Consider the following 26,432-nt stretch of genomic DNA (forward strand, 5'->3'; position numbering starts at 1 on the left):
TTCACGCCAGGACGACATCCTCCCCGGCCTCGGCATGCAGTTCCTCCACCAGCCGTGTGGCGCAGGCGCCGACCTTGCGCACGGCTGCTTCGATGCGCGGCAGGTCGCGGTTGGAGTAGTTCATGCGCAGGCAATTGCGGTACTTGCCGGCGGCCGAGAAGATGCTGCCGGCCGCCACCTGCACGCGCTCGGCCTGCAGTTCGCGGTTCAGCCGCACGCTGTCGAACTGCGGGTGCAGCTCCACCCAGAGCATGAAGCCGCCCTGTGGCCGGGTGGCGCGGGTGCCTTCGGGGAAGTAGCGGGCGATCCAGTCGGTCATCAGGTCGCGGTGGCGCTGGTACTGGGCGCGCATGCGGCGGATGTGCGGCTCGTAGTGGCCGCCGCCGACGAATTCGGCCAGGGCCATCTGCGGCTGCGGCGCGCAGGTGCCGCTGGCGATGTACTTGAGGTGGAGGATGCGGTCCAGGTAGCGCCCCGGCACCACCCAGCCGGTGCGCAGGCCCGGCGCTACGGTCTTGGAGAAGGAGCTGGCCAGCAGCACGCGGTCGTCGCTGTCGAAGGACTTGATGCTGCGCGGCCGCGGGTAGGCATAGGCCAGCTCGCCGTAGACGTCGTCTTCCAGGATGGGCACGTCGTAGCGCTGGGCCAGGCTGAGCAGGGCGCGCTTGCGCGCGTCGGGCATGATGTAGCCCAGCGGGTTGTTGCAGTTGGGGGTGAGCAGGATCAGCTTCACCGGCCATTGCTCCATGGCCAGTTCCAGGGCCTCCAGGCTCACCCCGTTGGTCGGGTCGGTGGGGATTTCCAGGGCCTTCAGGCCTTGGGCCTTGAGCGTCTGCATGGCGCCGTGGAAGCTCGGCGAATCGATGGCGACGATGTCGCCCGGCTGGCAGATGGCGCGCAGGGTGATGGCCAGGGCCTCCTGGCAGCCGGTGGTGATGATCGTTTCGCTGGGCGGCACCTGGCAGCCGGAGTCCAGCATCAGCCGGGAAATCTGTTCGCGCAGCGCCAGCGAGCCCTGCAGGCCTTCGTAGCCCAGGGCCTGCAGGTCGGTGCGCCGCGCGGCGTTGGCCATGGCGCGCTGCAGCGGCTTGAGCGAGGGACTGGCGATGTCCGGGGTGCCGCGGCCGAGCTGGACGAAGTCGCCGCCGGGGGCGTGGCGCACCTGCTCCAGCACCTGGTCCCACTGCGATACGTCCACCGGTCGCTGCGCCGGCCGGGTCATCGCCGGCATGGCCGGCTGCGGGCGCCGTTCGGGGACGAAGAAGCCGGACTTGGGCCTCGGCTCGACCAGCCCGGCATCCTCCAGCACCCGGTAGGCCTGCTGCACGGTGCTGATGCTGACGCCGTGCTCCTCGCTCAGTGAGCGCACCGAGGGCAGGCGGTCGCCGGGGCGGTACAGCCCCTGCTCGATGCGCTCGCCGAGGGTGGCGGCCAATTGTGCGTAGCGTTTCATGACAGATGCCCCGTGCCGCATCGTGGCGGCAAAGACCAGTACAGATCGGGCAAAAGTACGCCATTCAGTTGGTTTTTTCCGCTGTCTGTATGGAAAAAATTCCATTTCTTTGAATCTGTAATGCAGCCTGTCCTTTCGCCACTCTATCCATAGGCTCGGAGGAGGAGTGACGACATGAACGGCATGACAGACGTGCGCTTGACCTTGTATCAGCGCGAACTGCTCGGCATCGACGACGGCAGCCTGGCTCCGCGCGGCCCGGCGGAAAGCCGCTGGCGCCAGTTCTGGCGGCGGGTGCGCACGCGCAGGCAACTATTGGAGCTCGGCGACGAGCAACTGCGTGACATCGGCATTTCCCGCGAGCAGGCGCGCATCGAGGCGCTGCGGCCGTTCTGGCGCTGCTGAGGCTCAGTGCCCGGCGCGGTATTGCAGGGCCTCGGCCAGGTGCGAGCGGGCGATGCGTTCGGCGCCTTCCAGGTCGGCCAGGGTGCGGGCGACCTTGAGGATGCGGTGCAGGGCGCGCAGGGACAGGTCCAGGCGCTCGCCGGCGGTTTCCAGCCAGGCCTGGTCCTGATCGTCCAGTGCGCAGTTTTGGTGCATCGACTTGAGGTCGAGGACGGCGTTCGCGCAACCCTGCCGCGCCAGTTGCCGCTCGCGGGCGCTGGCCACCTGCGCGGCGACCTCGGCGCTGCCCAGGCTGCCATTCTGAGGGACGAGACGCGTGGTTTCGCGGCCCACTGTCAGGTGCAGGTCGATGCGGTCCAGCAGCGGGCCGGAGAGCTTGGCGCGGTAGCGCTGGATCTGCTCCGGGGTGCAACGGCAGCGGCCGCTGGGGTCGCCCAGGTAGCCGCAGGGGCAGGGGTTCATCGCCGCCACCAGTTGGAAGCGCGCCGGGAAGCGCACCCGGCCGTTGGCCCGGGCGATCACGATTTCTCCCCCTTCCAGGGGCTCGCGGAGGACCTCCAGGACCTTGCGATCGAACTCCGGCAGCTCGTCGAGAAATAGCACGCCTTCGTGGGCCAGGGTGATCTCCCCGGGTTGCGGCCGACTGCCGCCACCCACCAGCGCGGCGGCCGAGGCGCTGTGGTGCGGCTGGCGGAACGGGCGCTGCGGCCAGTGCGTCAGCGGCCCGCGCCCGGACACGGAGTGGATGGCCGCCACCTGCAATGCCTCGTCTTCACTCAGCGGCGGCAGCAACCCCGGCAGGCGGCTGGCCAGCAGCGTCTTGCCGGTGCCCGGCGGGCCGCTCAGCAACAGGTTGTGCGACCCGGCCGCGGCCACCAGCAGGGCGCGCTTGGCCGCGGCCTGGCCCTGGACCTCGGCGAGGTCGGGGTAGGGCGGGGTTTCCCGCAGCAGGCCGCGGGCCTGGTAGGGCGCCAGGGGCGTCTGGCCGGTCAGGTGCGCGGCCAGCTCCAGCAGGTGGCCGACGGCGTAGACGGTCAGGCCGCTGGCCAGGCTGGCTTCCTCGGCATTCTCCTTCGGCACCACCAGGGCGCGGCCGGCGGCGCGCGCCGCCAGGGCGGCCGGTAGCACGCCCTGCACCGGGCGCAGGGCGCCGGACAGGGCCAGTTCACCGAGGCATTCGAGGCCGTCCAGGCTGGCGCCGGCCAACTGGCCGTTGGCGGCGAGCAGGCCCAGGGCGATGGCCAGGTCGAAGCGTCCGCCGTCCTTGGGCAGGTCGGCCGGGGCGAGGTTGAGGGTGATGCGTCGGGCGGGGAATTCGAAGCCGGAGTTGAGGATGGCGCTGCGCACGCGGTCCTTGCTTTCCTTGACCGCGGTTTCCGGCAGGCCGACCAGGGTCAGCGACGGCAGGCCGTTGGCCAGGTGCGCCTCGACGGTGACGCCGGGAGCCTCGACGCCGACCTGGGCGCGGCTGTGGACGATGGCCAGGGACATGGATGGGGGCAGCCTCTTCCCTCACAAACCGCCAGTCTAGGAGGTCAGGGAAGCCGGGACCATGCTCGGAGTCGCTGTAATGCTGCCGATGTCCTGTGGGAAGTTTCTTGTTGGCCCGGGTTGGTGAACACGAGCGGGAAAAAGGCGGGAGAGGAATCGCTCTCTCCTTTCCCAACCCCTGCGGCTTATTCGGCCTCGGCGGGCGGCGTGAGCCTGGCTTCCAGTTCGGCGACCTTGGCTTCCAGCGCCTCCAGGCGGGCGCGGGTGCGGGCGAGCACCACCATCTGGCTGTCGAACTCATCGCGGCTGACCAGGTCGAGCTTGCCGAAGGCGCTCTGCAGCAGGACCTTGAATTGCGCCTCCAGCTCGGCGCGGGGCAGCGGCGATTCACCGCCGAAGAGGCGGCTGGCCTGTTGGCCGAGGGCGTCGAGGAAGGCTTTGGGCGGCAGCATGGCGAGGGTTTCCGGTTGGGACTGGGTGGGAAGTCTATCACGCTGCCCGGTGCCGCTGGCGCGGACCGGGCAGCCGCCGCAGGTTCTGCGCGCTAGCGCGGGGGATCGGCCTGGGCCGTGGACAGGTCCGCGAAGACCTCGGCGAACATGGGCGCCAGGAGCCGGCTGCCCGCCGCGTTGAGGTGGTTGTCGTCGGCGTAGTAGGCCTGCCCTTCCCGGCCGCCGTAGCATTGCCCTTCGTCGCACAGGTAGGGAAGCGGATCGAGAATGTTCACGCCGCAGGCTTCCCGGGCGCGGTCCTGCACGCTCCAGACGAAGCCGTTGCGCGCCTCGTAGTCGGCCCGGCTGAGGGTGACTTGCGGCGCCTTCCCCTGGAGCATCTTCCGGCTCATCACATCCGGTACGTCGACGCGCATTTCCGGTATCGGCCGCACCAGGTAGACCGGACGCTGCCGCGCCAGGGCGCAGGCGTGGTCGATGTAGAGCCGGGCGAACGCTTCGAGCCATTCGCTGCTGGGCTCGTCCACGGGCGAGCTGATGTAGGCCTGCGGCCGGTTCTTGCGGTTCTGGTCGATGCCGTTGTAGCCCAGCGGGTAGACGGAAGTGCGGGTGACGATGATCAGCGGCACCCGGCCGGGCGCGTCGTCGAGTTCGGCCGGCAGTTGCCGGCGCAGGCGGTTGCAGGTGTCTTCCGGGTTGTCGCGCGGGTGTTCGCGGATGTGCAGCCCGGGGACCGGCAGGCAGGCTGGCGCGGCCCGCAGGTAGATGCCCTGGCCGGCGTCGGGCAGCGCGAGTTGCGCGGCGGTGACCACGGAGGCGGCATGGCTGTCGCCGATGAGCATGGCCTGGATGTCCGGCCCCCCATACACGCAGCCCGCGCCCTTGCTCAGGCACTCCTCGTTGCGCGGCGTGCCCTGCAGGGCCTGTTCGCGCATCGCCAGGATGTCCGCGGGCATCCGTTGCGGGAAGCCTTTCGCCCTGACCACCACCTGCGCCAGGTAGCCGGCGAGGATCATCAGGCCGGCCAGTCCGGCCACGGCGAACGCCCGCCTGCCCGTGCCCAGCCAGCGCCGCGTCGGTCGTTCCACCAGCCGGTAGGAAAGCTCGCCCAGTATCAGCGTCAGCAACAGGGCTGCGGCGATCCACAGGGGCGTTTGCCGGTGGCCGGCATGGAACAGCCAGGCCACCAGCGGCCAGTGCCACAGGTACAGGGAGTAGGAGCGCGTGCCCAGCCACTGGACGGCGCCATGGGTGCACCACGGCGAGGTTTCCCGCCGGGCCGCCAGCACCATGGCGGTTCCCAGGGTTGGCAGCAGCGCCAGTGCGCCGGGCCAGGCGGCGGATTCGTCGAGCAGGAACACCGACGCCCCTATCAGCGCCAGGCCGCCGGCTTCCAGCAGGCGCCGCGCCGTCGCCGGGAGCCCGAGGTTCGAGCAGAGCAGGAAGCACAACCCGCCCAGGAGCATTTCCCAGGCGCGGGCGGGCAGGAGGTAGAAAGCCTTTTGCGGATGGCTGGCGGTCAGCGCGATGCACAGCGCCAGCGAGCAGGAGAACAGCGCCAGGTGCACGCCCACGAGCGTGCCGCGCCGGGGCAACAGCTTCCAGGCGAGGGCGAGGATGAGCGGCAACGCCAGGTAGAACTGCCATTCGACGGACAGCGACCAGGTGTGCAGCAGCCATTTCGCCTGGCTGGCGCTGTCGAAGTAGCCGGCTTCCTTCAGATACAGGTGATTGGACAGGAAGGCCAGGGACTGTCGGGCGTGCCGGCCGAGGGTCTTGTAGTCGTTCGGCGCCAGCAGCAGCCAGCCGACGGCCAGCACGACCGCGCAGACCACCAGCAACGCCGGAAGGATGCGCCTGGCCCGGGCCCAGTAGAACGCCAGGACGGAGAAGTCGTTGCGTTGCAGGCCGGTGCCGATGATCCCTGCCATGAGGTAGCCGGAGAGCACGAAGAACACGTCTACGCCGGCGAATCCGCCGGCCAGTCCGCCGACGTCGAAGTGATAGAGGATGACCGCGACCACCGCCAGGGCGCGCAGGCCGTTGATGTCCTGCCTGAAGTGGTTGGTGGGCGTGGGGGTTGCCTGGCCGGGCCAGGCGCGGCGGCTGGGGAGAAGGCTCATCGCTGGTTTTCCGCAAATCGGCGAAAGATAGGTCTTTCGACTCCTGCGGCGACGCCCGCTCGGATACTGAGGAACTTGCCTTCAGGCTTTCGGAAAATCCCTTCGGATAGATGGCCCTGGTCCAGCGCTGGTCGAGCCTCTTCCCTATGGCGCGGCCCGGATGGCCCTGGTCGGCCCCCACGTTGGCCGGAAAAAGCAGGGCGCTGCACGATTTTTGCGCAGTCATGGCGGCAGGACTGCCCGCTTCTGGTGCGCGACATGGCACCCGGCCATCGCCCGGCGCCCGGTGTTTTTCGCTAAGCGGCTGAATCGCCGGGCTTTTCGCCGAGCTGGCAAGCTTCCTGCTTTGGGGCTGGCATAGCGTGCACCGATGCAGGTCCGGTGCGGCTGGCGGAGCTGACGAGCGCTTCGCGGGAAGCGGCTGGAGGAGTCGGAGTGCTGAGGTAGGGCGGCCGGCGCGTTACAAAGCCAGACACTGCGCTTAGACTTGTCCCCGGGTTCGTTTTCCTGGGGCGAGTCCACCAAAACACGGGAGAGAGTTTCATGAAGCTAGTCACAGCCATCATCAAGCCGTTCAAGCTCGACGACGTGCGCGAGTCGCTGTCCGAGATCGGCGTGCAGGGCATCACTGTGACCGAAGTCAAGGGCTTCGGCCGGCAGAAGGGGCACACCGAGCTGTACCGTGGTGCGGAGTACGTCGTCGACTTCCTGCCCAAGGTGAAGATCGACGTGGCCATCGCCGACGACCAGCTGGACCGCGTCATCGAAGCCATCACCAAGGCCGCCAACACCGGCAAGATCGGCGACGGCAAGATTTTCGTCGTGAATCTGGAACAGGCGATCCGCATCCGTACCGGCGAGACCGGTACCGACGCCATCTAAGCCAACCGAACCCCACCGCCCCAGGAGAAACAACAATGACTCTGCGCAAGTTCGCAGGGCTAGGAGCCCTTTTGTCCCTCGCAATGCCTGGCCTGGCCATGGCGGACGAAGCTGCGGCCCCGGTCCTGAACAGTGGCGACACCGCCTGGATGCTGATTTCCAGCGCCCTGGTGCTGATGATGACCATCCCCGGCCTGGCCCTGTTCTACGGCGGCATGGTGCGCGCCAAGAACGTCCTGTCGATCATGATGCAGTGCTTCGCCATCACCGCGCTGATCAGCATCCTGTGGGTCGTCTACGGCTACAGCCTGGCCTTCGACACCGTCGGCATGGAGAAGGGCGTGATCAACTTCGCCTCCTTCGTCGGCGGCTTCGACAAGGCCTTCCTCAGCGGCCTGACCAGCACCGGCCTGACCTCCGCCGCCGCGCTGTTCCCGGAAAGCGTCTTCGTGATGTTCCAGATGACCTTCGCGATCATCACCCCGGCGCTGATCGTCGGCGCCTTCGCCGAGCGCATGAAGTTCTCCGCGCTGCTGATCTTCACCGGCCTGTGGTTCACCCTGGTCTACGCACCGATCGCGCACATGGTCTGGAGCGGCGACGGCGGCCTGCTGTGGGACTGGGGCGTGCTGGACTTCGCCGGTGGCACCGTGGTGCACATCAACGCCGGTGTCGCTGGCCTGGTGGCCTGCCTGGTGATGGGCAAGCGCAAGGGCTACCCGACCGCCGCCATGGCTCCGCACAACCTGGGCTACACCCTGGTCGGCGCGGCCCTGCTGTGGATCGGCTGGTTCGGCTTCAACGCCGGTTCCGCCGCCGCCGCCAACGGCACCGCCGGCATGGCCATGCTGGTGACCCAGATCGCCACCGCCGCCGCGGCCCTGGGCTGGATGTTCGCCGAGTGGATCACCCACGGCAAGCCGAGCGCCCTGGGCATCGCTTCGGGCGTGGTCGCCGGCCTCGTGGCCGTCACCCCGGCCGCCGGCACCTGCGGCCCGATGGGCGCCATCATCCTCGGCCTGGCCGCCGGCGTGATCTGCTTCTTCGCCGCCACCACCCTCAAGCGCGCCATCGGCTACGACGACTCCCTGGACGCCTTCGGCGTGCATGCCGTCGGCGGCATCGTCGGCGCCCTGCTGACCGGCGTGTTCGCAGCGCCGGCCCTGGGTGGCTTCGGCACCGTCACCGACATCGGCGCCCAGCTGTTCATCCAGTTCAAGGGTGTGGCCTTCACCATCGTCTACACCGGGATCGTCAGCTTCGTGATCCTCAAGGTGCTGGACCTGGTCATCGGCCTGCGCGTCACCGAAGAAGAAGAAACCGTGGGCCTGGACCTGGCCCTGCACAACGAGCGCGGCTACAACCTGTAAGGTTCGCGCGAGTTCGACGAAGGGCGCCTACGGGCGCCCTTTGTTTTTTTCTGCGCTTCGCTAGAATGCGCCCGCATCGGTAGCCAATCGGAGGCCTCGCCATGTGGCAGCAGACCCTGATCGCCCTGCGCCCGCGGTCGCGCGGTTTCCACCTGGTCACCGACGAGGTGCTGGCGGCATTGCCGGACCTGGCGCGCTGCCGGGTCGGCCTGCTGCACCTGCTGTTGCAGCACACCTCGGCGTCGCTGACGCTGAACGAGAATGCCGACCCCTCGGTACGGCGGGACTTCGAGCGATTCTTCAATCGCCTGGTGCCGCAGGACGAGGGTGGCTACGAGCACGATTACGAAGGGCCGGACGACTTGCCCGCGCACTTCAAGGCCAGCCTGCTGGGCTGCCAGCTGACCCTGCCGGTCAGTGCCGGGCGCCTGGCGCTGGGCACCTGGCAGGGCATCTACCTGGGCGAACACCGCGATCACGGCGGGCCGCGCAAGGTGCTGGCGACCCTGCAGGGCGAGGCTCTGTGAATTTTTTCCGGCAGCGTTCGTCAAAGCGCGCGGCTGGGCTATAACTAACCTGCTTTGCAGCACCACGAGGTTGAGCGATGAGCGACGAAGAACTTGAACAAGACGAGCTGGAAGGTGCCGACGAGGACGACGGCGAAGAGCTGGCCGCGGCTGACGATGGCGACGCCGATGGCGAAGCCGACGAGGCCCCGGCTTCCTCTGGTGGCGGCAAGAAAGCCAAGGCAGCCGTAGAGGAAGAGGAACTACCCTCGGTGGAGGCCAAGCAGAAGGAGCGCGACGCCCTGGCCAGGGCCATGGAAGAGTTCCTCTCCCGTGGCGGCAAGGTCCAGGAGATCGAGCCCAACGTGGTCGCCGATCCGCCGAAGAAGCCGGACAGCAAATACGGCAGCCGCCCCATCTAAGGGCGACGTCGTGAAAAGGCCCGCCCTCCCCGGAAGGGGAGCGGCGGGCTTTTTCTTTGTGACGGCCCGTGGGCGCAGTGCTCTTCGTAGGATGGGTTGAGCCTTGCGAAACCCATGCGGTCGGGGTGATGGGTATCGCTTCGCTCAACGCCATCCTACGGGTCTTGTGTTTGCCGGAGGGCGTAGGAGCGGACCTTGTCCGCGATAGCCGGAGGTATCGGCGCGGATCGCGGATGAGATCCGCTCCTACGCTGCCCCAGCCGCGCCGCTCCCCTGTAGGAGCGCGCCCTACGATGAACCATCGGCGCTCCCACGAGGAGCGTTTCGATTACAGCCGCGCCAGCACCCCGGGCAGCTCCGCGAGGCTGTGGATGATCGCGCTGGGCGCTTCCTCGCCTTCCCAGGCCTTGCGCGCCGGGTTGAACCAGATGGCCTGCAGGCCGGCGCGACGGGCGCCGGCGATATCGTCGCTGGGGTGGTCGCCGATGTGCACCGCCTGCTGCGGCTCAACGCCGGCGCGCTTGAGCGCTTCCCGGAAGGGCTTCGGATCGGGCTTGCCGATGCCCAGCTCCTCGGCGCACAGGGCGAACTGGAAGTAGTCGGCCAGCCCCAGGCGGCGCACGTCGGCGTTGCCATTGGTGAGCACGCCGAGGATGAAGCGGTTGGCCAGGGCCTCCAGGGTCGGGTGCACCTCGGGGAACAGGCTGACCTGGTGGCGCGCATGGAGGAAGACCTGGAAACCGGCCTCGGCCAGGTCCGCCGCTTCCGCCTGTGGATAACCTGCATCGAGCAGGGCGTGCAGGAGGATGCGCCGGCGCAGCTCGCTCAGGCGGTGTCTGAGCATTGGGTCCTGCTGCATCAGCCGCGCGCGGATCGCCCACAGGTGCTCGATGGGCACCGGGCCCAGTTGCGCGGCGTTCGCCGCCAGCCATTCGCGCAGGGTGGCTTCGGCGCTGTTCATCACCGGGGCGACGTCCCAGAGGGTGTCGTCTAGGTCGAAGGTGACCAGCCGGATGCTCATTCCTCGGCTCCTGTATCGGTATCGCGTTTGACGCGCCTGGCCCGCGGGTGGGCGTTGTCGTAGACCTTGGCCAGGTGCTGGAAGTCCAGGTGGGTGTAGATTTGCGTGGTGGCGATGTCGGCGTGGCCGAGCAGCTCCTGCACCGCGCGCAGGTCCTGGGAGGATTCCAGGATATGGCTGGCGAAGGAATGCCGCAGCATGTGCGGGTGCAGGTGCTGGCCCAGCTCGCGCACGCCGGCCTGACGCACCCGCAGCTGCACGGCGCGCGGCGTCAGGCGCTTGCCGCTGTGGCCGACGAACAGCGCGCGGTCGGCCGGGCGGACCATCTCGCGCAGCGGCAGCCAGTCCTCGATGGCCTTGCGCGCGGCGCGCCCCACCGGCAGTTCGCGGACCTTGTTGCCCTTGCCGAGTACCCGCACCAGGCCGGCGGACAGGTCCAGGCCGTCGAGGTCCAGGCCGACCAGCTCGGACAGGCGCAGGCCGGAGGAATAGAACAGCTCCAGCATGGCCTGGTCGCGGCGGGCGATGAAGTCGTCCTCCAGGGCGCCGTCGAGCAGTTGCCCGGCGCGGTCGGCGTCGAGGGTGCGCGGCAGCTTGCGCGCGGCCTTGGGCGCGGCCAGGCCGTCGGCGGGGTTGTGCCGGCAGCGGCCCTCGCGGATCAGGTACTGGTAGAGCCCGCGCACCGCCGAGAGCAGCCGCGCCAGGCTGCGGCTGGCCAGGCCCTGGGCGTGCAGGCGGGCGACCTGCGCGCGCAGCTCGCGCACCTGCAGGTCGGCCCAGTCGGCGATGCCGTTCTTCTCGCACAGCGCGACGACCTTGAGCAGGTCGCGCCGGTAGCCGGCGAGGGTATGCGCGGACACCTGGCGCTCGCTGCGCAGGTGTTCGAGGAAGGCATCGAGGTCGGCTACAAGCTTCAAGCTTCAAGCTCCAAGTGAAAAGCCCGGCTTCCACCGCGTTGCCTTGCTTGCGGCTTGCAACTCGAGGCTTGCCGCTGCCTGGCTAGCGTACCGACCGCAGCGGCGTGGAGAAGCGCGGCAGGACACGGGCCAGGACCTCGGCCACGTAGCCGAGGAACAGGGTGCCGAGGGAGCTCTTGTAGTGCTGCGGGTCCGGGCTGCCGATGGCGAGCACGCCGTGCAGGCCCTGGAAGGTCAGCGAGACCACTGCCGCCGAGCCGACGCCGTCGCGTTCGGTTTCGCCGAACAGGAAGGCCAGCTCATGGGGGCGCAGCACGCCGCATACGGTCTTGCCGCCGGAAAGCAGCCCGCCGATGGCCTGGTGCGCCTCGGCGCTGCTCACCGAGCGGCCCACCGGCAGGTTGTTGTCGCTGAACAGGATCAGGCTGACGTAGGGCACCTGGAACTCGTGGCGCAGGCTGTCTTCCACGGTGCTGACCACGTCCTCCAGGCTGGTGGCGTCGAGCAGGTCGAGCACCAGGCGGCGGGTCTTGTCGAACAGCCGGTCGTTGTCGCGGGCCACGTCCATCAGCTGCGCCAGGCGGTGGCGCATCTCGATGTTGCGCTCGCGCAGCAGGCGCACCTGGCGTTCCACCAGCGAGACGGCGTTGCCGCTCTCGTGGGGGATGCGCATCTCCGGGATCAGCTCGTCGTGCTCGACGAAGAATTCGGGATGCTCGCGCAGGTACTCGGCGACCTGTTCGGCATCCAGCGGCGGGCGGTGTTCCGGGCTGTTCTCGGTCATGGGCGTCTCGGCTTGGCGTCTCGGGTTACAGGCGGACCTGGCCTTCGTACACCCGCACGGCGGGTCCGGTCATCATAACCGGCTGGCCGGGGCCTGCCCACTCGATGTTCAGGCGGCCGCCCGGCAGGTCGATCTGCACCGGCGAGCGCAGCCAGCCCTGGCGGATGCCGGCCACCGCGGCGGCGCAGGCGCCGGTGCCGCAGGCCAGAGTCTCGCCGACGCCGCGCTCCCACACGCGCAGGCGCGCATGGTTGGCGTCGAGCACCTGGAGGAAGCCGATGTTGGCCTTGGCCGGGAAGCGCGGGTGTACCTCCAGCTGCGGGCCGAGGGTGCGCACCGGGGCGCTGTCGACGTCGTCCACCCGCAGCACGCCATGGGGGTTGCCCATGGAGACGGCGGCCAGCTCGACGTTCTGCCCGTCGACTTCCACGGCGTAGCTGGTGGCTTCGGCGTCGGCGACGAAGGGCACCTGTTCCGGCGCCAGGCGCGGCGCGCCCATGTCCACGGTGACCTGGCCGTCGTTGGCGACGCTGAGCTCGATGATGCCGCCCTTGGTCTCGACGCGGATGGTCTTCTTCATGGTCAGGCGCTTGTCCAGCACGAAGCGGGCGAAGCAGCGCGCGCCGTTGCCGCACTGTTCCACTTCGCTGCCGTCGGCGTTGAAGATGCGGTAGCGGAAGTCGACCTCGGGGCTGCCCGGCGGCTCGACGATCAGCAACTGGTCGAAGCCGACGCCGGTGTTGCGGTCGCCCCAGCTCTTGACGTGGCGGGGCAGCACGTGGGCGTGCTGGCTGACCAGGTCGAGGACCATGAAGTCATTGCCCAGCCCGTGCATCTTGGTGAAGCGCAGTAGCATGGTTTCGGCCTCACTCCGGCAGCAGGCTTTCGCCGGCGTAAAGCTCCTGGACGGTCTCGCGGCGGCGCACCTCGAAGGCCCGCTCGCCATCCACCAGCACCTCGGCGGCGCGGCCGCGGGTGTTGTAGTTGGAACTCATGACGAAACCATAGGCGCCGGCCGAGCGGATCGCCAGCAGGTCGCCTTCTTCCAGGGCCAGCTCGCGGCCCTTGGCGAGGAAGTCGCCGGTCTCGCAGATGGGGCCGACCAGATCGTAGGTACGTTTCTGGCCCGCGCGCGCGATGACCGGGGTGACCTCCATCCAGGCCTGGTACAGCGCCGGGCGGATCAGGTCGTTCATCGCCGCGTCGATGATGGCGAAGTCCTTGTGCGCGGTGTGCTTGAGGTACTCCACGCGGGTCAGCAGCAGGCCGGCGTTGGCCACGATGTAGCGGCCCGGCTCGAACACCAGGGTCAGCTGGCGGCTGCCCAGGCGCTCGCGGATGGCGCGGATGTAGTCGCTGGCCGGCGGCGGGGTTTCGTCGCGGTAGCGCACGCCGAGGCCGCCGCCCAGGTCCAGGTGGCGGATCAGGATGCCGCGCGCGGCCAGGCGGTCGACCAGCGCCAGCAGGCGGTCGAGGGCGTCGAGGAAGGGCTCCAGCTGGGTCAGCTGCGAGCCGATGTGGCAGTCCACGCCTTTCACTTCCAGGTTCGGCAGCTCGGCGGCGCGGGCGTAGATGGCCTCGGCCTCGTCGATGTCGATGCCGAACTTGTTCTCTTTCAGCCCGGTGGAGATGTAGGGGTGGGTCTGGGCGTCCACGTCCGGGTTCACCCGCAGCGACACCGGCGCCTTCACGCCCAGTTCCGCGGCCACTTCCTGCAGGCGTTCCAGCTCCACGGCGGATTCGACGTTGAAGCAGTGCACGCCCACTTGCAGGGCGCGGCGCATGTCGTCGCGGCTCTTGCCGACGCCGGAGAACACCACCTTGGCCGGGTCGCCGCCGGCGGCCAGCACGCGTTCCAGCTCGCCGCGCGAGACGATGTCGAAGCCCGAGCCCAGGCGCGCCAGGACGTTCAGCACGGCCAGGTTGGAGTTGGCCTTGACCGCGAAGCAGACCAGATGCGGCAGGCCCTGCAGGGCGTCGGTATAGGAGCGGAACTGCTGCTCGATGTGAGCGCGCGAGTAGACGTAGGTGGGCGTGCCGAAGCGCTCGGCCAGCGCCGACAACGCCACGCCTTCCGCGAACAGTTGCCCGTCACGGACGTTGAATGCCTCCATGTGCTGCTCCCTTACAGACCGTAGCGGTCCTTGCTGTGCTTGCTTTGGGCTTGCTGGTCGTCCGGCAGGTACAGCGGGCCTTTCTGGCCGCAGCCGGCGAGCGCGGCGCTGAGCACGGCGAGCGCGACGAAGGGAAGAAGCAGTCGCTTCATGGCGGAATCCTTGTGATCAAAGCGTAATTGGACCGGAGTATACCGGCCCCCCGGCGCCTTGCCTATGCAAGCGGACTCCCGCCCGGCGGGGCTTCCAAAGGGGCTGGCGGGGGCCGCTCGCAGCAACGCGGTTTGCGATCAGCCCCCGCCAGCCCCTAGGATCTGACAGAAAAAACGGAGGATCCATGCAAGCCCCCGTCCCACTCGCCGGTTCCATTTCCATCGCCTACGTGCAGGGCCTGGTGGACCACCTCGAGCGTCGCGGCGTCGCGCCGCAGCGGCTGCTGGCCGGCGTCCAGCTCGAGCCGTCGATCCTCGACCAGCGCGAGGCGCGCATCGCCGCCAGCGTCTATGTCGACCTGCTGGAGCTGGGCCTGGCGCTGAGCGGCGACGCCGACCTCGGCCTGCACCTGGGCGAGGCCGTGCGCCCCGGGCACTTTGGCGTGCTCGGCTACCTGCTGATGAGCTGCGCGACCCTCGGCGACGCCCTGCACCGCCAGGCGCGCTACGCCGAGCTGGTGGGCAGCCTGGGCCGCGTCGAGCTGGCCGACGAGCCGCCGCGCGCCGGCCACGAGCCGCTGGTGCGGCACAGCTGGGAGCCTTTGCTGCCGCGCCAGCAGCGCCAACTGGCGGAAGAGACCCTGGCCTGCTGGCTACGCTTCGGCCACTGGATCAGCGGTTTGGAACAGGCGCCGGTGGAAGTGCGCTTCCGCCACCCGGCGCCGGCCGATACCACCGAGCACCGGCGCATCTTCCGCTGCCCGGTGCTGTTCGGCCAGGCGGACAACGCCCTGGTCTTCCCCCGGCGCCTGCTGGCGCTGCCCCTGGGCCAGGCCGACAGCCAGATCCAGCGCACCCTCGACGCCTACGCCGGGCGCCTGCTGGAGAGCATCCGCCGCGGCGAGGGCGTGCTCGAACGGGCCCGCCAGTGCCTGGCCGAGCGCCTGCCGGAGCAGGCCGTGGACCTGGAGGCCCTGGCCGGCGAGCTGGCCCTGAGCCCGCGCACCCTGCAGCGCCGCCTGCGCGACAGCGGCCTGTCGTTCAGCCGCCTGGTGGACGAGACGCGCCAGCAACTGGTGCTGCACCACCTGCGCGACCCGGCGCTGGAGCTGGCCGACGTCGCCAGCCTGGTCGGCTTCAGCGAGACCGGCTCGCTGGCGCGGGCCTTCCGCCGCTGGACGGGGCAGAGTCTCGGGCAATACCGGCGTACACTGCAGCCTTTGGCAGATTCCTGAGGACAATGCATGAGCAGCATGAGCGAAGCCCGTTTCCACGACCTCGTCGACGAGGTGCAGACCACGGTGGAAGACGCCTTCGATGACAGTGACCTGGACGTGGACCTGGAGAATTCCGGCGGCGTGCTGACCGTGCGCTTCGAGAACGGCAGCCAGCTGATCCTCAGCCGCCAGCCGGCGCTGCGCCAGCTGTGGGTGGCGGCGCGTTCCGGCGGTTTCCACTTCGACTACGACGAGTCCGGCAGCCTGTGGCTGAGCGACAGCACCCGCGAGCCGCTGGGCGCGCTGCTCAACCGGGCGACCCTCGAGCAGGCGGGCGAGGATGTCGAGTTCCCCGGCCTCTGAAGCGCCGGTCCCCTCGCCCTGCTGCCGGCGCTGCTGCCTGGACGAGGGTGACGTCTGCCTGGGCTGCGGGCGCAGCCTGGCGGAGATTCTCGAATGGAACGAGGCCGACGGCGCGCGCCGGCGGCAGATAGTCGAGGCCGCCCTGGCACGCCGCAAGCCGCTGTGGCCGGGCCCCTGACCGGGTGGTCTTGCTTATTCGCGGTACTGTGTTAGTGTCCGCTGAAAACCCCGCCTTGGGCGGGGTTTTTCTTTTTTCGATCCACTGCCAAGGAGTCTGCCGGCCATCATGACCACCGCACCGTCCATCACCGTTACCCGTCTCGACCTGCAACGTCTGGAGCGCCTGCTCGACAGCCTGGAAGAGTACGGCCCCGCCGCCGAAGCGCTGGAAGCCGAGCTGTCCCGCGCCAACGTGGTCGGCCACGACGAGGTGCCGCCGGGCGTGGTGACCATGAACTCCACCGTGCGCTGCCGCGAGGAAAGCAGCGGCAAGGAGTACCTGCTGACCCTGGTCTACCCGGAGGACGCCGGCGGCGAAGGCAAGGTGTCCATCCTCGCGCCGGTGGGCACCGCGCTGCTGGGCCTGACCGTCGGCCAGAGCATCGACTGGCCGGCCCCGGGCGGCAAGACCCTCAAGCTGAGCCTGCTGGACATCACCTACCAGCCCGAAGCCGCCGGCGACTACAACCGCTGAGCGCCCGTCACGATCTGCTGCGCACCGCCCGGGCCGGGCCTCAGGCCTCGGCCAGGGCCTGGTTCAGCGCGCTTTCCAGGCGCTGCTTGTAGCGCAGGTAATGGATGCTCTGCAGCGCCGACTCGGCGGCCACCGCCGACAGGTCCAGGTCGGTGATGTAGCAGGGATAGCGCTCCTGCCCGCGGCGCTGGGCGAGGATGTGCCGGGCCACGGCCTGGAACAGCCCGGCGCCGTACTCCAGTTCGGAAAACTCGCGGTGGTTGCAGTACAGGGTGATGCGCGAACGCTGCCCCGCCCCCGGCTCGACGATCGCCTGGACGTTGTAGTAGGGCCGCTCCTGCGCGCTGGGCGGCGCCTGGCGGCGTTCCACCCGGCGAGCCCGTCCGCGGCCGGCCGGTAGCAATTCGTAATAAATGATTTCCTGCACCGGCTGCGCCTCGCCCAGCGGCAGCTGCGCGCTGCGCCGGTAGAGCATGGCCTGGAGGAAACGCTGTAGCGGCACCAGCAGCGTCTGCTCGTCGTCGCAGGCCTGGCGGCCGTGCCACAGGGAGTTGCGTTCGTCCAGCAGGTAGAGCGTGGCCTGGCCTTCGTCCAGGCGGTAGAACACCTGCAGGCAGCCGGGGCGGCCGAGCGGCAGCAGCAGCGCCAGGTCCTCGCCTTCCAGGGCGTGGCGGTCCAGGTGCAGCGGGCTGTAGGCGCCCTGGCGTTCGCCCAGGTGTTCGAGCAGGGCCGGCAGGTCGGCCAGGCTCTGGTGGCTGACCTGGCCCGGCTGCAGGCGCAGCAGGTGGTACTGCTGGCGGATCTGCAGCAGGTAGCGCCCGCCGTTGCCGCTGGCCAGTTGGGCGTAGGCGTCCTGGAACAGTTCCTCGACGCGCTGGGCGATGGCCGCCGCGCGGTTGCGGCAGAAGCAGCGCACCAGCAGGCGCGGCGGCGCGGCGTCGGCGGGCAGGGCGTTGAGGTAGTCGCGCAGGCAGTCGAGCAGCGCGCCGGGGCCGGCGTAGCGGCTGACCAGCAGTTCGTTCCAGCTGTTCAGGGTGACCTGGTCGAGGCTCAGCACCAGGTTGTCGCGCATGCCGGAGTAGCCCAGCGAGTCGGTGCGCCCGCTGGTCATGTGCAGGTTGGCCTGGCTGTGCTGGCGCAGCGGGTCGAGGCCGACGTTCACCAGGATCAGCACGCTGGCCGGGGCGCTGGGGCGTAGCAGGGCGCTTTCGGCCACTTCTTCCAGGGGCATGGGCATGGCCTGCTGCAGGCCGAGCAGCAGGTTGCCCAGCTCGTGTTCGCTCAGGTCGCTGTCGCCGGGCTGCAGCGACAGGCGGGTGCCGGCGTCGATCACGCCGTTGCGGTGGCTCCAGGCCAGCAGCTCGATCAGCTCGCGGGCGCGTTTGAGCGGCGCGTAGTCGGCCAGCTCGGCGCCGGTCAGGTTGCCCGGGAACAGCGCCCAGGAACCGCCCTCGGCGGCGTTGCCGGCGGGCAGGCGGGCGAGGGTGAGGAGGTCTTCGCCCAGGTCCGGGGCGATGCCCGGGTTGATGTGCTCGACCTTGCCGGCCTTGCGTTCGAAGGCGGCGTACAGGCGCCGGCCGAGCACGCCCAGGTCGCGCGGGTCGATGTCGCTGGCGGCCTGCTGCTGGCGGGCGAAGCGCGAGAGGAAGCGGTAGCTGTAGGTCAGCTCGTTGACCAGGGCGCGGCGCTCCAGGGTGACCTGGCGCACCTTCCACTGGCTGCGCGAGTCGAGCAGGCCGAGCACGCGCCCGTCCCAGCCCCAGGCGCCGGTCAGGCGCTCCATCAGCAGGCGCTGCCAGCTCTTGCGGCCCTGCTGCGGGCGGCGGCTGAGCTTCTTGCCGACCTTCAGGTACAGGCAGCGGCGCACCAGTTCCAGGCGCTCCTGCTCGCCGCGCGCGATCAGGTATTGCTCCAGGCGCCGGTAAAGCAGGATGTACGGGTCCAGCTCGTCCAGTTCCAGGCGCCCGGCGTAGACCTCGGCCTTGAAGCGCAGGGCCAGGCAGGCGACCTGCGGGTGCTCGCTGGCGTAGACCTCGCTGAGCAGCAGCTTGAGCACCGCCTTGTAGGGCGAGGTGATGCCCTTGAACAGCTGCCACATGCCCGAGCCGACGAACTCGCCGGGCGGGATGTGCGCCAGGTGGCCGAGGTCGAGGACTTCCTCGTGGCGGATGAAGCGCTTGCTCAGCAGTTGCTCGACGTAGTCGCGATAGCGCCCTTCCTCGTATTCCGGCACCAGCCACCACAGCGGCGTGCGCCCGCCGAGCCAGATGGCGGTGCGGTAGAACTCGTCGAGCAGCAGGTAGTGCTGGCTGGTGCCGCAGTCGTCGGAGGTCAGCCGGGCGTTGCGCGCGCCGCTGACGAAGCCGCGCGGGTCGATGAGGAAGCAGTGCACCTCGGCGCCCTGGCCCGCGGCCCAGCGCTCCAGCAGCTCGCACTTGCGCTGCAGCTCGGCCACCGCGCCGGGCGCGAGCCCCGGGGCGTGGCAGACCCACAGGTCGAGGTCGCTCCGCTCCTCCTGGGCCACCGTGCCCAGGCTGCCCATCAGGAACAGCCCGTGGATCGGCAGGTCGACCTCGCCGCGGCGCGGCTTGTAGCTGAACGAGCGGGTCAGGCGCTGGGCCTCGGCCAGCAGCTCGTCGTCGGGGACGAAGCCGCACAGCCCCGCCGGGGTGGCGCCGGAGACGTAGCCGGGGAGCAGCGGGTGGTTGACGTCCAGCAGCAGCGGCAGCAGGCGCAGCACCAGTTGCTGGCGGCTCGACAGCGCGGCCGTGGCGCGCTCCAGGCGCCCCTGGTTGATCGCCAGGAAGCGCTTGCGCAGGCGCGCCAGGACCTTGCGGTCGATGCCGTCGTCGATGTCCGGACGAATCTCGTGGGTGAAGGTCATGGCCTGCCGCGGTCAGCTATCGGGCGGTCATGGCTGAGTGCCATTACCGCATGGACTGCACTGTATATCGACCGCGGCGGGGCTGTCCTTAAGGAAATGGGGCGGGCCGCCGATGGATGGCGGCCGCGGGGTTCAGGGCTTGAGGATGTTCAGCAGCACCTGGGCGTGTTCGGCGGCGTCCAGCCCCAGGCTGGTCAGGTAGCCGCCGTCGGGCTGGTCGATCAGGCCCTTGGCGTGCAATCGCCCGGCCGCAGAGACGGCCGTCGGGGCCGCGTCATGGTGGATCTTCAGGCCTGCCTGGGTGTTCTCGAGATCGAACAGGGCAAGCAATTCCAGTTCCGCTACCAGCTCTTGGGTGAAGGCCATGGCGACTCCTCGGTGGCGATGTTGCGCCAGTTTAGCCACAGCCACCCCGCGCTCGGCAAGCTCATTCCTCGCCGGGCAGCTGCGGCAATGCGCGCAGGGCCTGCTCGTACCAGGCGCCATCGAAGGCGCGGTCCTCGGCGAGCATCGCCTGGATCTCGTGGGCCAGCACCATGGCCATCATTTCCAGGGCCTCCTCGCGCTCGTAGCCGACCAGGGTCAGCTTGTTGAGCACCGCGCGGGCCGCCGCCGGCTCGCCGCTTTCGATCTGGTTCTCGATGGCCTGGATCAGGGTTTCTGCCGCGAAGGATTCTTCGCCGTCGTCGATGTCGCTCATGCCGGGTGGCTCCGTGCGGGCTTGTGCAGCCGGGGGAAGTTGTCCAACCTGCGCAGACCTGGATGGCCGCAGAAGGACGCGGATGCGACATGATCACCTATTACACCCTCGACGGCGACCGCTTGCAGCGCCACACCGGCGAAGTCGGCGCGGCCATGCCGGCGGGCACGCTGTGGATCGACCTGCTGCACCCCACGGAAGAGGAGGAGCGCCTGCTGGAGTCCTTCATCGAAGTGGACGTGCCGACCCGCGAGGAAATGGCCGAGATCGAGGATTCCTCGCGCTTCTACGAGAGCAAGGGCGCGCTGTACATGACCACCTCGGTGGTCAGCGGCATCCGCGAGCACCGGCCGAACACCGCCGAGGTCACCTGCGTGCTCACCCCGCAGTGGCTGGTGACGGTGCGCTACGCCGACGTGCTGTCGTTCCGCACCTTCGAGACGCGGGTGCAGCGCAGCGGCTGCAAGGGCGCCAGCGACCTGCTGTTCGTCAACCTGATGGACGCGGTGGTTGACCGCATCGCCGACGTGCTGGAGTCGGTGCAGGGCCAGCTGGACACGCTGTCGCGGGACATCTTCACCGACCACGGCGAACTGCCCCGCTCCCGCGTGCCCAAGACCGACCTGCAGCAGATCGTCAAGCAGCTGGGGCGCACCAACTCGCTGCTGTCCAAGCTCAACGAGAGCCTGCTCAGCGTCAGCCGGCCGCTGGCCTACTTCCGCCAGAGCGGCAACGGCAACGCCTGGATCAGCGAGGAAGCGCGCCTGGGCATGAAGTCGGTGGAGCGCGACGTGCGTTCGCTGGGCGAGTACCAGTCGAAGATGTCCGCGGAGATCACCTTCCTGCTCGACGCCACCCTGGGCCTGATCAACATCGAGCAGAACAGCATCATCAAGGTGTTCTCCATCGCCGCCGTGCTGTTCCTGCCGCCGACCCTGGTGGGCACCGTGTACGGCATGAACTTCCAGCACATGCCGGAGCTGGCCTGGGCCAGCGGCTACCCGCTGGCGCTGGTGGCCATGGTGGTCTCGGCGATCATCCCCTACCTCTGGTTCAAGTTCCGCGGCTGGCTGTAGCGTCGCCGGGGCGCGCGGCCTTGATATCGATCAAGATCGCCATGCCCGGCGGCTAGCAGAGTGGGGGGAGCGCTCGCCCGAGCCCCCATGTCTCACAGGAGGAGACCATGCCGCAGCCCGATGCCAAGAACCCGCCCGTCCTCGCTGCCCTGGAGGCCCCGACGCCGACCCGCGGCGGCGAGGAAATCCGCGCCCAGAGCCACGGCCCCGTCGCCCTGACCGTGGCCATGGCGCCGCGCGGCAGCAACGAGGATTCCGGCTCCGCCGGCCTGCCTTCGTCCTACCCCTACCGCAAACGCCTGCAGCGCAAGGAATACGAGGCGCTCAAGGCGCAGCTGCAGGTGGAGCTGCTGAAGGTGCAGAGCTGGGTGAAGGAGACCGGGCAGCGCATCGTGGTGCTCTTCGAGGGCCGCGACGCCGCCGGCAAGGGCGGCACCATCAAGCGCTTCATGGAGCACCTGAACCCGCGTGGCGCGCGGGTGGTCGCCCTGGAAAAGCCCAGCGACGCGGAAAGCGGCCAGTGGTACTTCCAGCGCTACGTCCAGCACCTGCCCACCGCGGGCGAAATGGTCTTCTTCGACCGCTCCTGGTACAACCGCGCCGGCGTCGAACGGGTGATGGGTTTCTGCACGCCGCGCCAGTACCTGGAGTTCATGCAGCAGACCCCGGAACTGGAGCGCATGCTGGTGCGCAACGGCATCCAGCTGTTCAAGTACTGGTTCTCGGTCAGCCGCGAGGAGCAGCTGCGGCGCTTCGTGTCGCGCCGCGACGACCCGCTCAAGCACTGGAAGCTGTCGCCCATCGACATCCAGTCGCTGGACCGCTGGGACGACTACACCCAGGCCAAGGAGGCGATGTTCTTCCACACCGACACCGCCGACGCGCCCTGGGTGGTGGTCAAGTCCGACGACAAGAAGCGCGCGCGGCTGAACTGCCTGCGCCACTTCCTGCACACGCTGGACTACCCCGGCAAGGACCTGGCCATCGCCCACGCCCCCGACCCGCTGCTGGTGGGGCGGGCGGACCAGCTGGACCGCGACGAGCTGGCGCGCCCGCATGCCACGCCGCCGCTGCCGCGCCAGGTCGAGGCCAGCGAGAGCGCACCGGCGGCCTGAGGGGCCGCCGGGCCCGCCTCACTGCGCCTGGCTGAGCTGCATGAGCTGGCCGGCCAGCTCGCGGGCGTGGCGTTCGACGATGATCGGCGCCCAGGGCCGGCCGGAGGCGCTGACCAGGGCGTTGCTCTTGCTGTTCATGTCGCCCAGGGCGGTTTCCAGGTAGTTCCAGCGCATCTGCAGCTTGCCGCTCGCCGCGCCCGGCGGCAGGCGCGAGAGGCTGCGGCTGATCAGCGGCAGCAGCGTCTTCTCGTCCTGGCCGAGGTAGCTCTGCGGCGCCTCGCGGGCGATCTCCAGCACGCCCAGGTAGGAACGCGCCAGGTACTGCACGGAAAGGTATTCGATGCGCACCGGCACCTGCCACAGCGGCAGCTCGTCGGCCGCGGACGGCGGCACGAAGCGCTCGACCTGGCCGAGGAAGTCGCGCAGGGCGCGGCTCAGGTCCGGCAGGTAGGTCCAGGGCAGGTCCTCTTCCTTGGGGCCGTAGGTGGTGCCGGCCTGGATCTGCGCGAGCAGCGCCTGGTGGGCCTTGCGCAGGCCGTCGTCGGCCTTGGCGTAGCTTTTCACCGCTGTGTCCAGGGCGGCCAGGTCGGCCTTCAGCTGGTTGGCGTGGTTCTCCTGGAAGCCTTCGCCGCGCAACAGCATCAGGCTGCCCAGGGCCCGGCAGGCGTCGACCTGCATGGCCTGCAGCTGTTGCTCGTCGCTGGGCAGGTTGGCCCGGGCGGGCAGGGCGAGGAGGGTGAGAATACAGACGAACAGGTACTGCAGGAGGTATTTGCGGTTCATGGCGGGAGTTTCCCTGTTGTTCTTGTTGGCCGCCTGGCCACGCCTTGGCAGGCGTGGGTGGTTTCGCGAACGGCGCCGGCCTTGCCTGGCCGGCCGGTTACCTGCGAGGGGTCACCGTACCGGGGCGCGCTCCCCCTGGCGCCCCGCCCGATGCTCCGGGCCAGCAAAGGCTAGCGCCTGCGCCGGCCGTTGCAACCGATCGAAAGAGTGATTCGCCGACGCCATCATGCTTCCTCGCCCGCGGCCAGGCGCAGGCCGTGGACGTCGAGAATCTCGATGCCGGCGTAGCTCAGGCGCAGCACGCCGCGGGCTTCCAGCTCCTTGAGCAGGTGGTTGGTGGTCTGCCGCGACAGCCCGAGCATGGCCGCCAGCTGTTCCTGGGGCAGGTGCAGCTCGCGCTGGCTGGCCTGCGCCTCGCCATAGCTGGCGGCCAGCATCAGCAGGCGCCGGGCCAGGCGCTGGGCGGCCGGCAGCAGGGCCTGTTCCTCCAGCACGGTGAAGGCCAGGCGCAGCTTGTGGCTCATCAGCAGGGCGAAGTCGCGCCAGTACTGCGGCTTTTCGGCGAGCAGCGCGTGCAGCGCCGGCAGCGGCACCTGCAGCAGGGTGGTGGGGCCTTCGGCGTAGGCGTCGTGGGTGCGCGGCTGGCCGTCGAACAGGCAGATCTCGCCGAACCAGTTGGGCGCTTCCACCAGGGCCAGCAGCGCTTCCTTGCCGCTGGCGCCCACCGCGCCGACGCGCATCCTGCCTTCGACCACGCAATACAGCCCGCAGGGGGCGTCGCCGCGGGCGAACAGGCGCTGCCCGGCGGGCAGGCGGCGGACGATGGCGGCCTGGCCGAGGGCTTCGCGCAGTTCGGCGGGCAGGTGCTGGAACCAGCGGCCGGAGGCGATGCGTTGCAGGCAGTCGGCGGTGTCGGGCATGGGCTTTGTCGGCTAGTTGACAGAGTGGTACGGCAGTCCAAGCCATGATGCCAGCACCTTGCCCGAGAACGACAGAACAATGAAAACACTCGTCGATCACCTGGCGCAGTACGCGGCCTACCACCGCGACCGGCGCAACATCCTCAGCCACTTCATCGGCATCCCGATGATCGTCCTGTCCATCGCCGTGCTGCTGTCGCGCCCGGGTCTTGAGGCCGGCGGCCTGCTGCTGGCCCCGGCGAGCCTGCTGGCGCTGGCCGCGCTGGCGTTCTACCTGCGCCTGGACCTGCGCTTCGGCGTGCTCATGGGCGTGCTCCTGGCGCTGTCGTTGTGGGCCGGCGCGGTGCTCGCCGCGGGTTCCACCGCCAGTTGGCTGGCCTGGGGCATCGGCCTGTTCGTGGTGGGCTGGGTGATCCAGTTCGTCGGCCACTGGTACGAGGGGCGCAAGCCGGCCTTCGTCGACGACCTGGTGGGGCTGGTGGTCGGCCCGCTGTTCGTCGCCGCCGAGGCGGCCTTCCTGCTCGGCCTGCGCGACGAGGTGCGCCGCGCCGTGGAAGAGCGCGCCGGGCCGACCTGCATCCGCGAGCGCAAGGCGGCTGCCTGATCTCCCCTAGCCCGCGCCGGTGAGCCGGCGCAGGATTTCCGCGCTGCGCGCATCGGCGGGGAAGAAGGTCTCCAGCGCCAGTTCCGAGAGCGTCACGTCCACCGGCGTGCCGAACACCGTGATGGTGCCGATCAGGCTGAGCACGCCCAGCTCGGTGTTCAGTTGCACCGGTATCAGCACCATGTCGCCGCTGGCCTGCTCTTCGTGGGGCGCCGCCGGGTAGAGCGCGAGTTCGTCGCGCAGGGCCTGCAGTGCCGGATCGCCGCTGGCGTCGATGTCCCGCTGCAGGCGCGCCATCACGTGCGCCTTCCATGGCCCCAGGTTGAGAATGTTCGGCGCCAGGCCGCGCGGGTGCAGGCTCATGCGCAGCACGTTGCAGGGCGCGGCGAGCAGCTCGGGGGCCACGCCGATGAGGAAGACGCTCACCGCGTGGTTGGAGGCCAGCAGGTTCCAGTGGCGGTCCACCACCATCGCCGGGTTCGGTTCGTGGGCCTTGAGCAACTGGTCGATGGCCTGCCGCGCCACGGTCAGCGCCGGGTCGTCCAGTGCCCGCTCGGAATACACCGGCGCGTAGCCGGCGGCGCCGAGCAGGCGGTTGCGCTCGCGCAGCGGGATGTCCAGCTGTTCGGCCAGGTGCAGGAGCATCTCGCGGCTGGGCAGGGCGCGACCGGTCTCGACGAAACTCAGGTGGCGCGTGGAGATGTCCGCGTCGCAGGCCAGGTCGAGCTGGCTGAGGCGGCGGCGCTGGCGCCACTGGCGCAGCAGGGCGCCGACGGGGAGGGTTTGGCTGTCCATGGGAACGAACGATAGACCTCCGTCCGGCGCCCGGCCATTACCTGGCAGGTAATCGACGCTGTGCCCGTTGCGGCGGATTCTTCGGCCAGGCGCCGCGGACCGGCGGCGCTTCGTTCAGGAGGATTCGCCATGACTCTGCTGCAACCGTCCCCGCTGCTCCGCCGTTCCCTGCAACTCGACGCCCTTGCCGGCGGCGCCACCGGCCTGCTGCTGGCGCTGGCCGCCAACCCGCTGAGCGGCCTGCTCGGCTTTCCGGTGGTACTGCTGATGGTGGCCGGCATCCTGCTGCTGCCCCTCGCCCTGGTGCTGGCCTGGATGGCCAATTGCGAGGTGCTGCCGCGCGCCGGCGTCTGGGCGGTGATCGCCGTCAACCTGCTGTGGGTGGTGGAAAGCCTGGGCCTGCTGGCCAGCGGCTGGGTGCAGCCAACCGTGCTGGGCTGCGCCTTCGTGATCGGCCAGGCGCTGGTGGTTGGGGTGCTGGCGGAGCTTGAGTTCTTCGGCCTGCGCCGCTCCGCCGCGCTGCATACCCTGTGAGGCGCGAGGGGCGGCCTTGCGGGGCCGCCCTTCGCTTCAGGCCAGCGCCTCGCGGACGAAGTCCAGGCGGTCCTGGCCGAAGAACATCTCCTCGCCGACGAACAGGGTCGGCGCGCCGAACATGCCGCGCTTGATGGCCGCCTCGGTGTTGGCCTTGAGCGCGTCCTTCACTTCCTGCTCCGCCGCCAGCGCCAGCAGCGCCTGTGGATCGAAGCCGGCCTCGGCCAGCAGCGGGCCCAGCACCGCCGCGTCGCCCAGGTTCAGGGCGTCCACCCACATGCCCTTGAACACGCAGGCCAGCAGCGCCTCGAAGCGTTCCGGCTGGCGCAGCTGCACGCCGGTGGCGGCGCGCATCAGCAGCAGGGTGTTGATCGGGAAGTGCGGGTTCATCTTCAGCGGCACGCCGTAGCGGCGGGCGAAGCGCTGCATGTCGACCAGGGTGTAGCGGCCCTTGGCCGGGACGGCGATCGGCGAGACGTTGCCGGTGGCCTGGAACACCCCGCCCAGCAGCACCGGACGGTAGACCAGCTCGGCGCCGGCCGCGGCGCAGATGCCCGGCAGCTGGGTGTAGGCCAGGTAGGAGGTGGGGCTGCCGAAGTCGAAGTAGAACTCGACGCTTTTGCTCATGGGTGATCCCTCTTTGTTGTCGTTGTGG

Annotated in this window: 30 protein-coding genes; 13 read left to right on the forward strand and 17 right to left on the reverse strand. The window is 69.4% G+C overall.

Annotation, left to right across the window (positions count from 1 at the left end; translation table 11 throughout):
• Nucleotide 1: 1 nt before the first annotated feature.
• Nucleotides 2-1,453: an aminotransferase-like domain-containing protein gene (locus tag PM1_RS00400; RefSeq protein ID WP_009614076.1), complete on the reverse strand. Its 1,452-nt coding sequence runs from the start codon at nucleotides 1,451-1,453 to the stop codon at nucleotides 2-4.
• A 174-nt stretch (nucleotides 1,454-1,627) separates the two neighbouring features.
• On the opposite strand from PM1_RS00400, the gene PM1_RS00405 reads away from it, so the two are divergent.
• Nucleotides 1,628-1,858: a DUF1127 domain-containing protein gene (locus tag PM1_RS00405; RefSeq protein ID WP_009614075.1), complete on the forward strand. Its 231-nt coding sequence runs from the start codon at nucleotides 1,628-1,630 to the stop codon at nucleotides 1,856-1,858.
• A gap of 3 nt (nucleotides 1,859-1,861) precedes the next feature.
• On the opposite strand, the gene PM1_RS00410 is transcribed toward PM1_RS00405, so the two are convergent.
• The 3 genes from PM1_RS00410 to PM1_RS00420 form a co-directional block, all read right to left on the reverse strand.
• Nucleotides 1,862-3,349, reverse strand: coding sequence for a YifB family Mg chelatase-like AAA ATPase (locus tag PM1_RS00410; protein WP_009614072.1), 1,488 nt, complete (start codon nucleotides 3,347-3,349; stop codon nucleotides 1,862-1,864).
• Between the two features lie 185 nt (nucleotides 3,350-3,534).
• A complete protein-coding gene (locus tag PM1_RS00415) occupies nucleotides 3,535-3,801 on the reverse strand; it encodes an accessory factor UbiK family protein (protein ID WP_009614069.1) in 267 nt (88 codons plus the stop codon).
• A 92-nt stretch (nucleotides 3,802-3,893) separates the two neighbouring features.
• Nucleotides 3,894-5,924, reverse strand: a complete 2,031-nt coding sequence (locus PM1_RS00420) for an acyltransferase family protein (RefSeq protein WP_009614068.1) — start codon at nucleotides 5,922-5,924, stop codon at nucleotides 3,894-3,896.
• 543 nt (nucleotides 5,925-6,467) lie between these two features.
• On the opposite strand from PM1_RS00420, the gene glnK reads away from it, so the two are divergent.
• From glnK to sutA, 4 genes are all read left to right on the forward strand, one after another.
• On the forward strand, nucleotides 6,468-6,806 hold the full coding sequence (glnK, locus tag PM1_RS00425; RefSeq protein ID WP_003457590.1) for a P-II family nitrogen regulator: 339 nt from the start codon (nucleotides 6,468-6,470) through the stop codon (nucleotides 6,804-6,806).
• A gap of 35 nt (nucleotides 6,807-6,841) precedes the next feature.
• Nucleotides 6,842-8,176 (forward strand): ammonium transporter, encoded by a 1,335-nt coding sequence (locus PM1_RS00430; RefSeq protein WP_009614064.1) that lies wholly within the window; start codon nucleotides 6,842-6,844, stop codon nucleotides 8,174-8,176.
• Nucleotides 8,177-8,277: 101 nt separating this feature from the next.
• Nucleotides 8,278-8,703: a secondary thiamine-phosphate synthase enzyme YjbQ gene (locus tag PM1_RS00435; RefSeq protein ID WP_009614063.1), complete on the forward strand. Its 426-nt coding sequence runs from the start codon at nucleotides 8,278-8,280 to the stop codon at nucleotides 8,701-8,703.
• A gap of 77 nt (nucleotides 8,704-8,780) precedes the next feature.
• A complete protein-coding gene (gene sutA / locus PM1_RS00440) occupies nucleotides 8,781-9,104 on the forward strand; it encodes a transcriptional regulator SutA (RefSeq protein WP_009614062.1) in 324 nt (107 codons plus the stop codon).
• Between the two features lie 328 nt (nucleotides 9,105-9,432).
• Here sutA and PM1_RS00445 read toward each other — a convergent pair whose 3' ends face one another.
• The 6 genes from PM1_RS00445 to lptM all read right to left on the reverse strand — a co-directional run bounded on the left by PM1_RS00445 (nucleotide 9,433) and on the right by lptM (nucleotide 14,092).
• Nucleotides 9,433-10,125: an HAD family hydrolase gene (locus PM1_RS00445; protein WP_009614061.1), complete on the reverse strand. Its 693-nt coding sequence runs from the start codon at nucleotides 10,123-10,125 to the stop codon at nucleotides 9,433-9,435.
• Nucleotides 10,122-11,042, reverse strand: a complete 921-nt coding sequence (gene xerC / locus PM1_RS00450; RefSeq protein ID WP_009614060.1) for a tyrosine recombinase XerC — start codon at nucleotides 11,040-11,042, stop codon at nucleotides 10,122-10,124. Before xerC ends, PM1_RS00445 begins: the two co-directional genes overlap by 4 nt.
• An 82-nt stretch (nucleotides 11,043-11,124) precedes the next feature.
• The gene (locus PM1_RS00455) at nucleotides 11,125-11,826 is read right to left on the reverse strand and encodes a DUF484 family protein (protein ID WP_009614058.1); all 702 of its coding nucleotides are present in this window, start codon (nucleotides 11,824-11,826) and stop codon (nucleotides 11,125-11,127) included.
• A 25-nt stretch (nucleotides 11,827-11,851) separates the two neighbouring features.
• Nucleotides 11,852-12,682 (reverse strand): diaminopimelate epimerase, encoded by an 831-nt coding sequence (dapF, locus tag PM1_RS00460; protein ID WP_009614056.1) that lies wholly within the window; start codon nucleotides 12,680-12,682, stop codon nucleotides 11,852-11,854.
• A gap of 10 nt (nucleotides 12,683-12,692) precedes the next feature.
• Entirely contained in the window at nucleotides 12,693-13,940 is a 1,248-nt protein-coding gene (gene lysA / locus PM1_RS00465; protein WP_009614054.1) for a diaminopimelate decarboxylase, read from the reverse strand.
• Between the two features lie 11 nt (nucleotides 13,941-13,951).
• Nucleotides 13,952-14,092: an LPS translocon maturation chaperone LptM gene (lptM, locus tag PM1_RS00470; RefSeq protein ID WP_009614052.1), complete on the reverse strand. Its 141-nt coding sequence runs from the start codon at nucleotides 14,090-14,092 to the stop codon at nucleotides 13,952-13,954.
• Between the two features lie 185 nt (nucleotides 14,093-14,277).
• On the opposite strand from lptM, the gene PM1_RS00475 reads away from it, so the two are divergent.
• The 4 genes from PM1_RS00475 (at nucleotide 14,278) to rnk (ending at nucleotide 16,366) form a co-directional block, all read left to right on the forward strand.
• Nucleotides 14,278-15,327, forward strand: coding sequence for an AraC family transcriptional regulator (locus PM1_RS00475; RefSeq protein WP_009614050.1), 1,050 nt, complete (start codon nucleotides 14,278-14,280; stop codon nucleotides 15,325-15,327).
• A gap of 9 nt (nucleotides 15,328-15,336) precedes the next feature.
• On the forward strand, nucleotides 15,337-15,672 hold the full coding sequence (gene cyaY / locus PM1_RS00480; protein WP_009614048.1) for an iron donor protein CyaY: 336 nt from the start codon (nucleotides 15,337-15,339) through the stop codon (nucleotides 15,670-15,672).
• On the forward strand, nucleotides 15,650-15,850 hold the full coding sequence (locus tag PM1_RS00485) for a DUF1289 domain-containing protein (RefSeq protein ID WP_009614046.1): 201 nt from the start codon (nucleotides 15,650-15,652) through the stop codon (nucleotides 15,848-15,850). Before cyaY ends, PM1_RS00485 begins: the two co-directional genes overlap by 23 nt.
• Nucleotides 15,851-15,958: 108 nt before the next feature.
• Nucleotides 15,959-16,366: a nucleoside diphosphate kinase regulator gene (gene rnk, locus PM1_RS00490; RefSeq protein ID WP_009614044.1), complete on the forward strand. Its 408-nt coding sequence runs from the start codon at nucleotides 15,959-15,961 to the stop codon at nucleotides 16,364-16,366.
• A 40-nt stretch (nucleotides 16,367-16,406) separates the two neighbouring features.
• Here the strand turns inward: rnk and PM1_RS00495 are convergent, their stop codons facing one another.
• The 3 genes from PM1_RS00495 to PM1_RS00505 all read right to left on the reverse strand — a co-directional run bounded on the left by PM1_RS00495 (nucleotide 16,407) and on the right by PM1_RS00505 (nucleotide 19,950).
• Nucleotides 16,407-19,250, reverse strand: a complete 2,844-nt coding sequence (locus PM1_RS00495; RefSeq protein ID WP_009614042.1) for a class I adenylate cyclase — start codon at nucleotides 19,248-19,250, stop codon at nucleotides 16,407-16,409.
• A 132-nt stretch (nucleotides 19,251-19,382) separates the two neighbouring features.
• A complete protein-coding gene (locus PM1_RS00500; protein ID WP_009614040.1) occupies nucleotides 19,383-19,616 on the reverse strand; it encodes a TIGR02647 family protein in 234 nt (77 codons plus the stop codon).
• 61 nt (nucleotides 19,617-19,677) lie between these two features.
• The gene (locus tag PM1_RS00505; protein WP_009614038.1) at nucleotides 19,678-19,950 is read right to left on the reverse strand and encodes a hypothetical protein; all 273 of its coding nucleotides are present in this window, start codon (nucleotides 19,948-19,950) and stop codon (nucleotides 19,678-19,680) included.
• A gap of 89 nt (nucleotides 19,951-20,039) precedes the next feature.
• Between PM1_RS00505 and PM1_RS00510 the strand changes: the two genes are divergently transcribed.
• Nucleotides 20,040-21,026, forward strand: coding sequence for a magnesium transporter CorA family protein (locus tag PM1_RS00510; protein ID WP_009614036.1), 987 nt, complete (start codon nucleotides 20,040-20,042; stop codon nucleotides 21,024-21,026).
• Between the two features lie 227 nt (nucleotides 21,027-21,253).
• Nucleotides 21,254-22,141, forward strand: a complete 888-nt coding sequence (gene ppk2, locus PM1_RS00515) for a polyphosphate kinase 2 (RefSeq protein ID WP_232244603.1) — start codon at nucleotides 21,254-21,256, stop codon at nucleotides 22,139-22,141.
• 18 nt (nucleotides 22,142-22,159) lie between these two features.
• Here ppk2 and PM1_RS00520 read toward each other — a convergent pair whose 3' ends face one another.
• Entirely contained in the window at nucleotides 22,160-22,924 is a 765-nt protein-coding gene (locus PM1_RS00520) for a hypothetical protein (protein ID WP_009614032.1), read from the reverse strand.
• A 224-nt stretch (nucleotides 22,925-23,148) separates the two neighbouring features.
• Nucleotides 23,149-23,844: a Crp/Fnr family transcriptional regulator gene (locus tag PM1_RS00525; RefSeq protein ID WP_009614030.1), complete on the reverse strand. Its 696-nt coding sequence runs from the start codon at nucleotides 23,842-23,844 to the stop codon at nucleotides 23,149-23,151.
• A gap of 79 nt (nucleotides 23,845-23,923) precedes the next feature.
• Here PM1_RS00525 and PM1_RS00530 point away from each other — a divergent pair, with 79 nt between their 5' ends.
• Nucleotides 23,924-24,448 (forward strand): Mpo1 family 2-hydroxy fatty acid dioxygenase, encoded by a 525-nt coding sequence (locus tag PM1_RS00530; RefSeq protein WP_009614029.1) that lies wholly within the window; start codon nucleotides 23,924-23,926, stop codon nucleotides 24,446-24,448.
• 6 nt (nucleotides 24,449-24,454) lie between these two features.
• Here PM1_RS00530 and PM1_RS00535 read toward each other — a convergent pair whose 3' ends face one another.
• The gene (locus tag PM1_RS00535) at nucleotides 24,455-25,243 is read right to left on the reverse strand and encodes an MmyB family transcriptional regulator (RefSeq protein WP_009614028.1); all 789 of its coding nucleotides are present in this window, start codon (nucleotides 25,241-25,243) and stop codon (nucleotides 24,455-24,457) included.
• Nucleotides 25,244-25,372: 129 nt separating this feature from the next.
• Between PM1_RS00535 and PM1_RS00540 the strand changes: the two genes are divergently transcribed.
• The gene (locus PM1_RS00540; protein WP_009614027.1) at nucleotides 25,373-25,777 is read left to right on the forward strand and encodes a hypothetical protein; all 405 of its coding nucleotides are present in this window, start codon (nucleotides 25,373-25,375) and stop codon (nucleotides 25,775-25,777) included.
• A gap of 36 nt (nucleotides 25,778-25,813) precedes the next feature.
• Here the strand turns inward: PM1_RS00540 and PM1_RS00545 are convergent, their stop codons facing one another.
• Complete coding sequence (locus tag PM1_RS00545; protein ID WP_009614026.1) at nucleotides 25,814-26,404, reverse strand: 2-hydroxychromene-2-carboxylate isomerase; 591 nt, start codon at nucleotides 26,402-26,404, stop codon at nucleotides 25,814-25,816.
• Nucleotides 26,405-26,432 lie beyond the last annotated feature (28 nt).

It is taken from the genome of Pseudomonas sp. M1 (assembly GCF_022760135.1).
Classification (GTDB): Bacteria; Pseudomonadota; Gammaproteobacteria; order Pseudomonadales; family Pseudomonadaceae; genus Pseudomonas; species Pseudomonas citronellolis.